The sequence below is a fragment of the Streptomyces sp. Z26 genome (genome assembly GCF_003665095.1).
GTDB classification, from domain to species: domain Bacteria; phylum Actinomycetota; class Actinomycetes; order Streptomycetales; family Streptomycetaceae; genus Streptomyces; species Streptomyces phytohabitans.
Genome location: NZ_RCHV01000002.1, coordinates 4,685,024 through 4,697,581, shown reverse-complemented (window position 1 = coordinate 4,697,581; position 12,558 = coordinate 4,685,024). Strand labels below are relative to the sequence as shown.

General features: G+C 72.0%; 12 protein-coding genes and 1 tRNA gene. 6 read left to right on the top strand and 7 right to left on the bottom strand.

Features of this window, described 5'->3' with window-relative positions; translation table 11 throughout:
- The first annotated feature begins 2 nt into the window (after positions 1 to 2).
- Together rsgA and D7M15_RS20470 are read left to right on the top strand one after the other, a co-directional pair.
- Entirely contained in the window at positions 3 to 1,010 is a 1,008-nt protein-coding gene (gene rsgA / locus D7M15_RS20475; protein ID WP_121518846.1) for a ribosome small subunit-dependent GTPase A, read from the top strand.
- 134 nt (positions 1,011 to 1,144) lie between these two features.
- Entirely contained in the window at positions 1,145 to 1,468 is a 324-nt protein-coding gene (locus tag D7M15_RS20470; RefSeq protein WP_121518845.1) for a multidrug efflux SMR transporter, read from the top strand.
- Between the two features lie 85 nt (positions 1,469 to 1,553).
- Here the strand turns inward: D7M15_RS20470 and D7M15_RS20465 are convergent, their stop codons facing one another.
- Positions 1,554 to 2,126 (bottom strand): TetR/AcrR family transcriptional regulator, encoded by a 573-nt coding sequence (locus tag D7M15_RS20465; protein ID WP_121518844.1) that lies wholly within the window; start codon positions 2,124 to 2,126, stop codon positions 1,554 to 1,556.
- A gap of 167 nt (positions 2,127 to 2,293) precedes the next feature.
- On the opposite strand from D7M15_RS20465, the gene hisN reads away from it, so the two are divergent.
- The 3 genes from hisN to D7M15_RS20450 all read left to right on the top strand — a co-directional run bounded on the left by hisN (position 2,294) and on the right by D7M15_RS20450 (position 4,306).
- Positions 2,294 to 3,088, top strand: coding sequence for a histidinol-phosphatase (gene hisN / locus D7M15_RS20460; protein WP_121518843.1), 795 nt, complete (start codon positions 2,294 to 2,296; stop codon positions 3,086 to 3,088).
- 207 nt (positions 3,089 to 3,295) lie between these two features.
- The gene (locus D7M15_RS20455; protein ID WP_121518842.1) at positions 3,296 to 3,736 is read left to right on the top strand and encodes a CBS domain-containing protein; all 441 of its coding nucleotides are present in this window, start codon (positions 3,296 to 3,298) and stop codon (positions 3,734 to 3,736) included.
- A 144-nt stretch (positions 3,737 to 3,880) separates the two neighbouring features.
- On the top strand, positions 3,881 to 4,306 hold the full coding sequence (locus tag D7M15_RS20450; RefSeq protein ID WP_121518841.1) for a Fur family transcriptional regulator: 426 nt from the start codon (positions 3,881 to 3,883) through the stop codon (positions 4,304 to 4,306).
- A 102-nt stretch (positions 4,307 to 4,408) separates the two neighbouring features.
- On the opposite strand, the gene D7M15_RS20445 is transcribed toward D7M15_RS20450, so the two are convergent.
- From D7M15_RS20445 to D7M15_RS20435, 3 genes are all read right to left on the bottom strand, one after another.
- A tRNA-Met gene (locus tag D7M15_RS20445) sits at positions 4,409 to 4,482 on the bottom strand.
- Positions 4,483 to 4,677: 195 nt separating this feature from the next.
- Positions 4,678 to 6,507 carry a tetratricopeptide repeat protein gene (locus D7M15_RS20440; RefSeq protein ID WP_240649392.1) on the bottom strand — a complete coding sequence of 610 codons (1,830 nt, stop codon included), beginning with the start codon at positions 6,505 to 6,507 and terminating at the stop codon, positions 4,678 to 4,680.
- Positions 6,508 to 6,701: 194 nt separating this feature from the next.
- Positions 6,702 to 9,602, bottom strand: a complete 2,901-nt coding sequence (locus D7M15_RS20435) for a UPF0182 family protein (protein WP_165906302.1) — start codon at positions 9,600 to 9,602, stop codon at positions 6,702 to 6,704.
- Between the two features lie 110 nt (positions 9,603 to 9,712).
- On the opposite strand from D7M15_RS20435, the gene D7M15_RS20430 reads away from it, so the two are divergent.
- Positions 9,713 to 10,276, top strand: coding sequence for a PPA1309 family protein (locus tag D7M15_RS20430; protein WP_121518838.1), 564 nt, complete (start codon positions 9,713 to 9,715; stop codon positions 10,274 to 10,276).
- 108 nt (positions 10,277 to 10,384) lie between these two features.
- Here the strand turns inward: D7M15_RS20430 and D7M15_RS20425 are convergent, their stop codons facing one another.
- The 3 genes from D7M15_RS20425 to D7M15_RS20415 all read right to left on the bottom strand — a co-directional run bounded on the left by D7M15_RS20425 (position 10,385) and on the right by D7M15_RS20415 (position 12,519).
- Positions 10,385 to 11,485, bottom strand: a complete 1,101-nt coding sequence (locus tag D7M15_RS20425) for a PDZ domain-containing protein (protein WP_121518837.1) — start codon at positions 11,483 to 11,485, stop codon at positions 10,385 to 10,387.
- A 25-nt stretch (positions 11,486 to 11,510) separates the two neighbouring features.
- Positions 11,511 to 11,765 carry a hypothetical protein gene (locus tag D7M15_RS20420; RefSeq protein WP_121518836.1) on the bottom strand — a complete coding sequence of 85 codons (255 nt, stop codon included), beginning with the start codon at positions 11,763 to 11,765 and terminating at the stop codon, positions 11,511 to 11,513.
- A gap of 280 nt (positions 11,766 to 12,045) precedes the next feature.
- Positions 12,046 to 12,519 (bottom strand): molybdenum cofactor biosynthesis protein MoaE, encoded by a 474-nt coding sequence (locus D7M15_RS20415; protein ID WP_121521109.1) that lies wholly within the window; start codon positions 12,517 to 12,519, stop codon positions 12,046 to 12,048.
- Positions 12,520 to 12,558: the final 39 nt, after the last annotated feature.

The window sequence follows — 12,558 nt, the reverse complement described above, 5'->3', positions numbered from 1 at the left end:
CGATGCGCCGCTACGGCAAGCACACCGACGAGGACGACATCCGCGTACGCCCCGGCCGCCGCGGCAGCCGTCCCCGTACGCACATCAGGCCCAAGCACGAGGACGCCACCGGGGGCTTCGTGCTCACCGTCGACCGCGGCCGGATCACGTGCCTCGTCGAGGGCCGCACCGTCACCGCGATGAAGGCCCGCGAACTGGGCCGCAAGAGCGTCGTGGTGGGCGACCGCGTCGGGCTGGTGGGCGACCTGTCCGGGGAGAAGGACACGCTGGCCCGGATCGTACGGGTGGAGCCGCGGGCGTCGGTGCTGCGGCGCACGGCGGACGACGACGACCCGTACGAGCGGGTGATCGTCGCCAACGCCGACCAGCTCGCCGTCGTCACCGCCCTCGCCGACCCGGAACCCCGGCCGCGCCTCATCGACCGCTGCCTCGTCGCGGCCTTCGACGCGGGCCTGGAGGCACTGCTGGTGCTCACCAAGTCTGACCTGGCGTCCGCGCGTCAACTGCTCGACGCGTACGCCCCGTTGGGCGTACGACACGTGGTGACCAGCCGCGAGGAGCTGGCGACGGGCGGGGCGGCGGAACGGGTGCGCGAGCTGCTGTACGGGCGGAGCACCGCGTTCGTCGGGCACAGCGGCGTCGGCAAGACGACGCTGGTCAACGCGCTCGTACCGGCGCGGCAGCGCGCCACGGGCGTCGTCAACGCGGTCACCGGGCGCGGTCGGCACACCACGACGTCCGCGCTGGCGCTGCCGCTGCCCGGCGACGACGGGTGGGTGATCGACACCCCGGGCCTGCGCTCGTTCGGGCTGCACCACGTGGAGGCGGCGCGGGTCGTGGCGGCCTTCCCCGACCTGGTGCCCGGCACGGAGGGCTGCCCGCGCGCGTGCAGCCACGACGAACCGGCCTGCGCGCTCGACGACTGGGTGCGCGACGGCCACGCCGAACCGGCGCGGCTCTACTCGCTGCGGCGGCTGCTGGCGTCGCGCGAACGGCGCGAGGGCGACTGAGGGCGGGCGCCTCGGCGGACGACCCGCACGCGGCGCGCCGCCTGCCCGGTTCCGGCGGGCGCGGTGTGCATACTGCCTCTCGCGACCGGCGCCCGCCGGGCGCGCGCGGGGCGAGCGACCGGAGGCGGAAGTCCATGGCATGGCTGCTGGTGGTCGTCGCGGGACTGCTCGAAACGGGCTTCGCCGTCTGCCTCAAGCTCTCGCACGGCTTCTCCCGGCTGTGGCCGTCCGTCGCGTTCTGCGCCTTCGCGCTGAGCAGCTTCGGCCTGCTGACGCTGGCGTTGCGACGGCTCGACGTGGGCCCCGCGTACGCCGTGTGGACGGGCATCGGCGCGGCGGGCACCGCGATCTACGGCATGGTCTTCCTCGGTGACGTCGTCTCGGCGCTGAAACTGGTGTCGATCACGCTGGTGATCGTGGGCGTGATCGGCCTCCAGCTGTCCGGCGGGGCGCACTGACGCGCGGGAGGGCACACGTACGTCCGCGCGCCCCCGTAAGCCGATCCCGTACGCCGGGCTCGTACGCCACTCCCGTACCGCCGGGTCAGCGGAGCAGCGCCCGCACCACCTCGTCGACCCGTACGCCCGGCTCCTCCCCCGCGCCCCTCTCCGGCGCCACCAGGTAGGACAGCGCGAGCCGCAGGCCCACCTCGCACGCGCGGCGCACCGTCTCCGCGTCGTACGCGGCTCCCTGCCCGGCCAGTACGGGGACCAGCCGGTCGCGCAGCTCGGTGGCCAACTCCCCCGGCCCGGCGGGCCGTTCCAGCGAGGGCAGCGGCATGCGGCGGCCCCAGCACCCGGTCAGCGCGGCCCGTACGAGGGGCTCGCGGGGCGCCGTGCGCAGCATCCAGGCGGCGGTGGCCGCGCAACCCGCCGCCGGGTCGGCTCCCCTGCGCACCGACTGGGCGGCCACCGCGGTCGCGCCGTCCAGGAAGTCCGCCACCCGACGGCTGACCAGCGCGCTGCCCAGGCCCTCCTTGCTCCCGAACTCGTTGTAGAGGGTCTGCCGGGAGACCCCGGCGCCCGCGGCGATCTCCACCATCCGGACGCCCGCCCACGGGCGGACCGACACCGCCGCGTGCGCGGCTTCGAGCAGGCTCTCCCGTGCAGACGGCATTACGCGCCTCCCGCGCCCGTTGCTGGCTGGCTGCTGCTGGCTGGGTCGTTGCTGGCTGGCTCGCGCCGTCAGAATTGACGCGCGGGCAGGGGGTGTCAAGACGGCGCACACGCCCACATGGCCGTTGCCGTGTGGCCCGGACCAGGGGTCCTGGATACTGTTCGCACATGCCGGGATACCACGATGATCTGCGTTTTGCCCACGTGCTCGCCGACGCCGCCGACGCCACGACCATGGAGCGGTTCAAGGCGCTCGACCTCAAGGTCGAGACGAAGCCCGACATGACACCGGTGAGCGACGCGGACAAGGCGGCGGAGGAGCTGATCCGCACCTCGCTCCGGCGCGCCCGGCCCAGAGACGCCGTACTCGGCGAGGAGTTCGGCACCGAGGGGCACGGCTCCCGGCGCTGGGTGATCGACCCGATCGACGGCACGAAGAACTTCGTCCGCGGCGTGCCCGTCTGGGCCACGCTGATCGCCCTCACGGAGCTGAGCGAGGGCGGCGACCACCCGGTGGTCGGCGTCGTCTCCGCCCCGGCGCTGAACCGGCGCTGGTGGGCGGTGCGCGGCGGCGGCGCGTACACGGGGCGCAGCCTGTCCCAGGCGACCCGCCTCCAGGTGTCCCACGTGGGGCGGGTGCCGGACGCCTCCTTCGCGTACTCCTCCCTCTCCGGCTGGGAGGAACGCGGCATGCTCGGCGGCTTCCTGGAGCTGACGCGCGACTGCTGGCGCACGCGCGGGTACGGCGACTTCTGGCCGTACATGATGGTCGCCGAGGGCTCCGTGGACATGTGCGCCGAACCGGAGCTGTCGCTCTGGGACATGGCCGCCAGCGCGATCATCGTGGAGGAGGCCGGTGGGCAGTTCACCGGTCTCGACGGGCGCCGGGGGCCGCTGAGCGGCAACGCGGCGGCGTCCAACGGGCTGCTGCACGACGAGCTGCTGAGGTATCTCAACCAGTAGCCGTACGCGGGGTGTTCGGGCGGTTGGAGGTGGACCGGGGGTCGACCGCCGACACCAGCCGACACCCGCGGACGAGGGCGCGACGGGCGCGCGCGTGAGCCGTACCGGCTCCGCGTGCGCCCTCTTGCTGTCCCCGGAAGCGCGTGTGAGCATGAGGATCGAGCGCTTGTGACTTTGTGAATCACTTCCCGAAAGGGGCTCACCCTCATGCCCACGCTCGTCCAGGACGCCATGAGCACCCTCGTACTGACCATCGGACCGACCCACACCCTCCGCCAGGCCGCCCAACTGATGTCCGCACGCGGCGTCGGCGCGGCCGTCGTACTCGACCCGGAGACCAGCGGCATCGGCATCCTCACCGAACGCGACGTCCTCAACGCCGTCGGCGCGGGCCTGGACCCCGAACACGAGCGCGCGCACGCCCACACGACCACCGACGTCGTCTTCGCCAGCCCCCGGTGGACGCTGTCGGAGGCGGCACAGGCGATGGCGCACGGCGGCTTCCGGCACCTGATCGTGCAGGACGACCACGAGCCGGTGGGCGTGGTGTCCGTACGGGACATCGTGCGCTGCTGGTCCGGCATCCCGGACCGGTACGACGAGCGGCGGGCGGCGGCACCGGCCGCCACCGGGACCGGCGCGGCGTAGCGGCGCGGGAACGGGTACGGGCGCGGGCCCACGGGGAGCCCGTTCCCGGGCCCGCCCCCCCGGCCGTACGGTGTCCGGACCGAGAGCGGACCGAGCCCCGTACGTGCTCTGGCCACGCAAACACCCGCTGCTAGCCTGGTCCGCATGAGCGACCTGCTGCAACGACTCCGTGAGCGTGGCTGGCGGCTGACCGCCCAGCGGCGCGTCGTGGCCGAGGTGCTCGACGGCGACCACGTGCACTACACCGCCGACGAGGTGCACGCCCGCGCCGCCGACCGGCTCCCCGAGATCGCCAGGGCCACCGTCTACAACACGCTGAGCGAACTCGTCACCCTCGGCGAGGTGCGCGAGGTCAGCACCGACGGCCGCGCCAAGCGCTACGACCCGAACGCGCACCACGCGCACCAGCACCTGGTGTGCTCCCACTGCGGCACGATCCGGGACGTGCACCCGACGGGTGATCCGCTGACGTCCCTTCCCGAGAGCGAGCGGTTCGGCTACACCCTCTCCGGGGCCACCGTGACGTACCGCGGGCTCTGCCCGTCCTGCGCGGCGAGCGCGGGGGCGTAGCGCGCGGAGGCTGATCCCGGAGCTGACCGGCCGTCAACCACTGTCGTGTCACGCGCACAGCACTGAGGGCCCGAATCATGGATTCGGGCCCTCAGTATCGAGTAGCGGGGACAGGATTTGAACCTGCGACCTCTGGGTTATGAGCCCAGCGAGCTACCGAGCTGCTCCACCCCGCGGCGATGTCGTAACTCTAACCCCGGCCCGACGACCAGCGCAAATCCGTTCCGCGCCGCCCGCCGGGCGACGGTACGGGCCCCGCGCGGCGGCGCCGTACGCGGACCGGGCGGGGCGCCCCGGCGCCCGCGTGGCGCACGGGCGCGCGGGCGGCGAGCCGGGCGACCCGAGAGCCGCCCGGCTCGGCCGACGGGCCGTCAGGCCGTCAGCTCGTCCCGCAGCGCGTCCCGCAACTTCGCGGCACGGGCCGCCACTTCGTCCGGGCCCAGCTCCACCGCGCGGGCGCACCAGTACTGCCCGTCGGCCAACTCCCCGCGCCTGGCACTGATCAGCGCCAGCCGCAGCGCCGCCCGGCCGTGCCCCGCCTCGGCCGCGCGCGTCCACCACAGGGCCGCCTCCGGCTCGCTGCCCTCACGGGCCAGCAACAGGCCCAGGTTGAACGCCCCGTTGGGGCTGCCCGCCTCGGCCGCCGCCCGGTACCAGTGCGCGGCCTCGACCACGTCCCCCCGCGCGGCGGCCGACATGCCCAGCCGGACCTGCGCGCGGCGGTGGCCCCGCTCGGCCGCCCGCTCGTACCACTGCTCGTGCTCCGCGGGGGCGTCGTCGCCGTCCGCGCCCCCGACGCGGCCGATGACCACACCCGTACCGGTGTCCGGCGGCTCGTTCCCGCCGCGCCGCTCCAGCAGCGCGCCGAAGCGGAACGCGCCCTCGACGCTGCCGCCCTCCGCCGCGCACCGCAGGTGCCGCTCGGCGGCCTCGGTGTCGCCCTCGCGGAGGCTGACGATGCCGACCTGGAGCGCCGCCTCGGCGTGGCCCGCCTCCGCCGCCTGCTCGTACCACCCGCGGGCCGCGGCGTCGTCGCCCCGGCCGACGTACAGGATGCCGAGGTTGAACGCGGCGTCGACGCTGCCCGCCTCGGCCGCCTTCGAGAACCACGGCTCGGCGCCCTGGGCGTCGCCGCGCTGGAGCAGCAGTACGGCGAGCGCGTTGGCCGCCTCGCGGTGGCCCGCGTAGGCCGCGCGGCGGTACCACTGCTCCGCCTGCGCCGTACGCCCCTGACCCGCGCAGAGCAGCCCGAGGTTGAACGCGCCGTTGTCGTCACCCGCTTCGAGCGCCACGCGGTACCAGCGTTCGGCGGTCTGCCGCTCGCCCCGCTCCGCGTGCAGCGCGCCCAGGGCGTTGGCGGCGTTGCCGTCGCCGCTCTCGGCCGCGCGACGCCACCACACGGCGGCGCTCTCCTCGTCGCCGGCGTCCCGCAGCAGGAAGCCGAGGGCGCAGGCGGCGCGCGACTCACCGGCGCGGGCCGCGCTCAGGTACCAGCGTCCGGCCTCCTTCGCCTCACCCCGCTCCTCCAGCAGCGCGCCGAGGCGCAGCGCGGCCCGGCGGTGCCCGCGTGCAGCGGCCTGCATGTACCACTGCTCGGCCTCCGCCGCGGTGCCCGCGGCAGCGCCGTCCGGGCCCGTGCCCTGCCCGCCCGTGGCCGCCGGGGGCGTCGAACCGGCGCCGCCACGGCGGGCGTTGGTGGCGGGGCCGCGCTCCGCCTCGTACGCGATCCGCTCGGTGATCAACTGCGCGACGCGGTACGCCGCCTCCCGGTGACCGTGTTCGGCCGCGGCCCGGAACCACTCCTCGGCGCCGCTCTCACCTCGGTGTTCCAGCAGGTCCGCCAGGGCGTACGCGCCCAGCGCGTGGCCCGACTCGGCGGACTGGCGCAGCCAGTAGTGCGCGGCGGGCTCGTCGCCGCGCTCCCGGTGGTGGCGGCCGAGGGCGTGGGCGGCGGCGGCCGAACCGGCGACGGCGGCGACGCGCCACCAGCCCGCCGCCTCGTCCGCGTAGCCGCGCTGGTGCAGGAGGACTCCGAGATTGTTCGCCGCGGCCCGGTCGCCCCCCGCGGTGGCGGCGCGCAGGTACGGCTCGGCGCCGTCCAGGTCGCCACGGCGCAGCAGTTGTGCGCCGAGTACGCTCGTGGCACCGGCATCTCGGGCGTTATCCACGCCCTGCCCGGCAACCTTCGCCTTGTCCCCCATAAGCCCCATCGTCGCACCACCCGCAACCCTCGTACACCTGGTATACCGCAGCCAGTGAGGTCACTTCAGCGGTTTGTCGACTTCCCGACAGAGAGACACTCCAAACGCCTCATACCCAAAGACCCCCCACTCAAGCGAAGGGCCCGGAGTCAGTTGACTCCGGGCCCTCGGGCGCCACGCTCACTCAGTGAGCACTAACTGGACGAACCGCCCTGGGAGTTGGCCGCGCGCTCCAGAGCCTCCTTGAGGTCCTCCTGAGCCCTGCCGTACTCCTCCCAGTTGCCCTTCTCCATCGCCTCCTGGCCCTTGTCGTACGCCTCCTGGGCGTCCTTCAGGGCCTCTTCGGCGGTCGGGTCGCCGGACGACGGCGGGTCCTTCTGCTCGTCCTCGTCCTGACCCGGGTCCTCGTCGCCGCCCGGATCCTTCTCCCCGTCCCCGTCGGTCGGGAAGACGCCGTCGAGCGCCTCCTTGAGGGTGTCCTCGTAGGCGATCTCCTCACCGAAGGTCGCCACGACCTTTCTCATCCGCGGGTAGTTGGTGTCGGCCCCTCGGATGTAGACCGGTTCGATGTAGAGCAGCCCGCCCTCCAACGGCACGGTCAGCATGTTGCCGTACTCGATCTCGGAGTCGCCTCTCTTGAGGATGTTGAGGTCGTTGGCGATCTCCGGATCGGAGTTGATCTTGCTCTGCACCTGTTGCGGACCCGAAACGGTGGTGTTCGACGGCAACTTGAGCATCGTGATCTTGCCGTAGTCCCGGCTCGCCGCGTCCGCGTCCACCGCCATGAAGGCACCCAGCGTCTGCCGTTCGACCGGGTTGAAGGTCGTCGTCAGGGAGAAGCGCTGCTCCTTCTGCTGCGGCATCTTCATGCTCAGGTAGTACGGCGGGACCGCGTTGCCCTTGTGCGTCGGGTCGTCCGGGATCTGCCAGCGCTCACTGCCGCTGTAGAACTGCGACGGCGACGTGACGTGGTAGCGCGTCAGCAGCTCCCGCTGCACCTTGAACAGGTCCTGCGGGTAACGGAGATGGGCCATCAGCGAGTCGTTGATCTCGGCCTTCGGCTTCACCGTGTCCGGGAACGCCTTCATCCACGTCTTCAGCACCGGGTCCTTGGTGTCCCACTGGTACATGTCGACCTTGCCGCTGTACGCGTCGACCGTCGCCTTCACCGAGTTCCGGATGTAGTTGACCCGGTTCTGCTGGGCGACCACCGAACGCTGGCTGTCCGTCAGCGCGTCGGCCGTGGTGTCACCGAGCGTCGTACGCGACGAGTACGGGTACTGGTTCGTGGTCGTGTACGCGTCCACGATCCACTTCACCCGGCCGTCCACCACCGCCGGGTACGGGTCGCCGTCGATGGTCAGCCACGGCGCCACCGCCTCGACCCGCTCCTTCGGCGTCCGGTTGTAGAGGATCTGCGAACCCTCGCCGATCGCGCCCGAGTAGAGGATGCGCGGCTCGTTGAAGTTCACCGCATACGCCGCCCGGTTCACCGGGCTGGACAGGTCCACCCCGCTGCTGCCGGTGTAGGTGTACGTCTTCTCGCCGTTGTCGTCGGCGTAGTCCAGCTCCTGCTGGGGGCCGCCCACGATCGAGTACTGCGAGGTCTTCTCGCCGTAGTAGATCCGCGGCTGGTACTTGCCGATCTGGCCCTTCGGCGGCAGGTCCTTCTCCGTGAAGACGGGCTCGCCGTCCTCGTCCACCTCGGTGCCCTTGCCCGCGACCATGCCGTAGCCGTGGGTGTACTTGAAGTGCTCGTTGATCCAGCCCTTCTTGGGGATGCCCTCGGTGTTGATCTCACGGAGACCGACGACGGTGTCCTGCTCCTTGCCGTCCTTGTCCGTGTACCGGTCGACGTCCAGCGTGGACGGGAACTGGTAGTACCCGCGGACCTGCTGCTTCTGCTGGAACGTGGGCGACACCACGTTCGGGTCGAGCAGCCGCATGCTGGCCGCGCTGTCGGCGGCGTCCCGCAGGGTGCCCTTCTCCGACGTGGACGTGCCCGGGTAGTCGTTCACCTTCGCGTCGTCGATGTTGTACGCGTCGCGGGTCGCCTTGATGTTCTTCTGGATGTAAGGCGTCTCCTTGGCCTGCTCGTTCGGCTCGACCTGGAACTTCTGCACGATCGCCGGGTACAGCCCGCCGATCAGGATCGCGGAGAGCACCATCAGCCCGAAGCCGATCATCGGCAGCTGCCACGTACGGCGCCAGAGCGTCGCGAAGAACAGCAGCGCGCAGATGATCGCGATGATGAACAGGATCGTCTTCGCCGGCAGGTACGCGTTGGCGTCGACGTACTTCAGGCCCGTCCAGTTGTCCGTCGCCTTGAAGTCGCTGCCCTTGACGGCCAGCCCGTACCGGTCCAGCCAGTACGCCACCGCCTTCAGCGCCACGAACGTGCCCAGCAGCACCGACAGGTGGCCGGTGGCCTGCGCCGTCGCGCGCGCGCCGGGACTGGTGATCCGCAGCCCGCCGTAGAGGTAGTGCACCAGCCCGGCCGCCAGCAGGGACAGCACCGCGGCCGCGAAGCCGAAGCTCAGCAGGAAGCGGTACCACGGAAGGTCGAAGGCGTAGAACGACACGTCCTTGTGGAACTGCGGGTCCTTCTGCCCGAACGAGACCCCGTTCACCCACATCAGCCACGTGCGCCACTGGCCCGCGGCCGACGCCCCGGAGATCAGCCCCACGAGAGCGGTGACCCCGAGGAGGATCCACTTCTTGTACGGCGCGACGCTCATGCGGTACCGGTCGAGGCTCTGCTGCTCCAGCGACATCGCGCTGAGCGGCGGCCGCAGCCGGTGCGCCAGCCAGATGTTCACCCCGACGACGCCCGCCATCAGCAGGCCGAACACCGCGAACAGGCCGATCTTGGTCCACAGGGTCTTGGTGAAGACCGAGCGGTAACCCACCGAGCGATACCAGAGCCAGTCGGTCCAGAACCCGGCGAACATGACGAAGAGCATGGCCAGGACGGCGAGGACGCCGACTGTCATCAGCAGCGTGCGTGCGCGCCTCGACGGTCGGCCGACTCTGATCCGTGGCCCGGTGGGGCCACCCGAGCCCCGGTCCGGCATCTGGAAAGCCAAGGTGCGCACCTCGAAGATTCGCTGTGGATGGAACGGACCGCATCGTCGGCCCACTAAGGCAACTTACTCAAGCTTTACTCAGTTCCCGTTTCCGGGGTCTTCGAGTGCACGATATGGGGATGGACAACTTCCACCACGACGGCACCCCCCTCGCGGGCACCCCGCTGACCCGCGCCGTCCTAGAGATCGACGAGTACGCCGCCGGGCTCGGCTGGGACCAGCCCGCGCGCCTGTTCGCCCTGGTCGACACCGCGCAACTGCGTGCCGAGGAACCCTCGCTCGCCGCCCAACTGGCCCCCGGCGCCCACCAGGACGAGGCCGCGGGCACGTACACGCCCGTCGAGCAGGAGGCGCTCCCGGCGGGCACCGCGCTCGACGAGTTCCTCGGTACGGTCGCCTGGCCCGGCGCCGTCGCGGGCTGCGCGCTCACCGTGGAACGCCTGATGCTGCCGCCGTCGGCGGAGGAGTCCGTACCGGACGGGCTGGACGGGTCGCGGCTGGCGGAGTGGGTGGCCGCGCACCCCGAGCGGCAGGAGGTGCGGATGACGGTGGCCGTCCTGCGGGACGGCGCCCGGGACTCCGCGCTGCGGCTGCGCGACAAGGACTCCGCCACCGAGGTGCTCACGGGCGCGGGGCTCGTACCGGGCCTGGCGGACGCGCTGGCCGCCACGTTCGAGGACTGACCCGCTCCGCGCGGGCCCGTCCCGCGCCGGGGCGCCCGGGTCCGGACCGTGCCCCACGGCACGGCCGGGCCCGCGCCCGCCGCTCCACCGTCGCGCGTCACGGGCGGTTCACCCCGCGGAGCAGCGCGGCAGCTCCGACGTACGGTCCTCGCGGATCTTCTTCAGCGCGTCCATCGCGTCGTCCATCGTGTCGACCTTCACCAGGGTCAGTCCGTCCGGCGTGTGCGCCGCCGCCGCGGAGCAGTTGTCCTTCGGTGTCATAAAGAACTCCGCTCCCTTGTCGCGGGCCGCCACGGTCTTCATCTGGATGCCGCCGATCGCGCCGACCTTCCCGTCGGCGTCGATGGTGCCGGTGCCCGCCACGAACGCCCCACCGGTCAGGTCGTCCTTCGTCAGCTTGTCCACGATGCCCAGCGCGAACATCAGCCCGGCGCTCGGCCCGCCGACGTCCGCGAGCGTGATGTCGATGGGGAACGGGAACGTGTGCGCCGTCCCCGGCTGTATGCCGACGAGTGCGCGCCCGTCGTCAGGTGCCTTCTTCGTCGGCACCGTGATCCGCTTCCCCTTCAGGTCGTTGGGGTCCTTCTCCGCCTTCTCCGCGGCGTCCGCCTCGGCGGCCGGGACGATCGTGAAGTCGACCTTCGCCCCCGGCTCGTGCTTCGTCACCAACTCGCCCACGTCCTGCGGGTTCTCGACCGGCTTGCCGTCCACCGCCTGGATCACGTCACCGGCGTGCAGCCTGCCGTGCGCGGCACCGTCCTTGACCACCGACTGCACCACGACGCGCGTGGGAACGGTCTTCCCGAGCGCCTTGAGCGCCGCCACCTTAGCGCTCTCCTGCGACCTGCTGAACTCCTCCGCGTTCTCCTCGTCCACCTCCTTCGCCGACTTGTCCGACGGGTAGAGCGTGGAATGCGGCACGACCGCGTTGTCGTCGGCCAGCCAGCCGTAGACCGCCTCGAAGAGGTTCATCCGGTACTCGGAGCTGGTGACCCGTACGGTCGTCATGTTCAGGTGCCCACTGGCCTTGTTCCCGGAGTCCTCCTTGCCCGGGAAGCTCAGCACCTGCTTGCCCTTGACCGTGCCCAGCGTGTTGTACGTGGGGCCGGGCGACATCGCCGCGTACGGCACCTTCATCAGCATGGCGGCGCAGAGCACGGCTATCAGCAGCAGCATGGACGCGAGCATGGTGGCGGTGCGGCGTGGCATGCCGAAACAGTACGGGACGGGTCCGTCAGCGGGCTTCCCGGGCCGGTCCGTCCGTGGCACCGGGCGCCGGCACGGAGCCGACCGCGACGCGGGACGGGGAAGGGGAGGAGGAGACGGGAGGCGCCGTGGCGGAACGCTCTATGGCCTGCCGGAACCGTTCGTATCCGGCCACGCCGTCCGCGTCGGGGATCACGGTGCGGCGCCGTGCGGCCAGACCGCCCCACACGCTCGCCACCACACCGGCCACGACCGGGATGAGCAGCCAGAGGAGAGCAGCCATCTAGTCCTCCTGTGCCTCACGTTGAGCCGCGTCAACCGGAACGACCGGCTGATGAGCAGGTTAACCGTCGCAGTTCCCAACGCTGCGGCCGCCCCACCGGTCACGCAACCGGAACGCGCCCGCGAGGGTAACGCCGCCGAACGGGGGCAATCCCACCCGCACTTCGCCGCACGGGGCCGGGTACTCGCCCCGCCCTCCCGTCGCCCGGCCACCACCCCGATACGAGGGGCTAAAGCCCCACCCGCCCTCCCGTCACCCGGCCACCACCCCGACCGGCGGGCTAAAGCCCTGCCCCGACCCATTCCTCCTGGCCGTCCGTGAAGGTCTGGTGCTTCCAGATCGGGACCTCCGTCTTGAGGTCGTCGATGAGGCGGCGGCACGCGGCGAACGCCTCCGCGCGGTGGGGGCAGGACACCGCCACCACCACGGCGAGGTCGCCCACCGCCAGGTCGCCCACGCGGTGTACGGCCGCCAGCGCCCGTACGGGGAAGTCCGCCGCCACCGCCTCCGCGACCCTGCGCAGCTCCGCCTCGGCCGTCGGGTGCGACGAGTACCCGAGGCGGTCCACGTCCGTGCCGCCGTCGTGGTTGCGGACCGTGCCCACGAAGAGGGCGGTGCCGCCCGCGGCCTCGTCGCCCACCGCCTTGAAGACCTCGTCCAGCGACAGCGGGCCGTCGCGGACCTCCAGCAACCTGATCGGGTCCGGAGCGCCCCGTTCGCCGGGGTGATCGTACGTCTGTGCCATGCCTGTCATGCTGCCGTACCGACCCGCCCGCGAGCACATCCGCAGGCC

Bases quoted from the DNA above. Each gene is read 5' to 3' on its own strand.
- D7M15_RS20450 (WP_121518841.1), top strand. From the start codon at position 3,881: ATGAGCGACCTGCTGCAACGACTCCGTGAGCGTGGCTGGCGGCTGACC.
- D7M15_RS20430 (WP_121518838.1), top strand. From the start codon at position 9,713: ATGGACAACTTCCACCACGACGGCACCCCCCTCGCGGGCACCCCGCTG.
- D7M15_RS20465 (WP_121518844.1), bottom strand. From the start codon at position 2,126: ATGCCGTCTGCACGGGAGAGCCTGCTCGAAGCCGCGCACGCGGCGGTG.
- D7M15_RS20420 (WP_121518836.1), bottom strand. From the start codon at position 11,765: ATGGCTGCTCTCCTCTGGCTGCTCATCCCGGTCGTGGCCGGTGTGGTG.
- D7M15_RS20470 (WP_121518845.1), top strand. From the start codon at position 1,145: ATGGCATGGCTGCTGGTGGTCGTCGCGGGACTGCTCGAAACGGGCTTC.
- rsgA (WP_121518846.1), top strand. From the start codon at position 3: ATGCGCCGCTACGGCAAGCACACCGACGAGGACGACATCCGCGTACGC.
- D7M15_RS20415 (WP_121521109.1), bottom strand. From the start codon at position 12,519: ATGACAGGCATGGCACAGACGTACGATCACCCCGGCGAACGGGGCGCT.
- hisN (WP_121518843.1), top strand. From the start codon at position 2,294: ATGCCGGGATACCACGATGATCTGCGTTTTGCCCACGTGCTCGCCGAC.
- D7M15_RS20455 (WP_121518842.1), top strand. From the start codon at position 3,296: ATGCCCACGCTCGTCCAGGACGCCATGAGCACCCTCGTACTGACCATC.
- D7M15_RS20425 (WP_121518837.1), bottom strand. From the start codon at position 11,485: ATGCCACGCCGCACCGCCACCATGCTCGCGTCCATGCTGCTGCTGATA.
- D7M15_RS20440 (WP_240649392.1), bottom strand. From the start codon at position 6,507: ATGGGGGACAAGGCGAAGGTTGCCGGGCAGGGCGTGGATAACGCCCGA.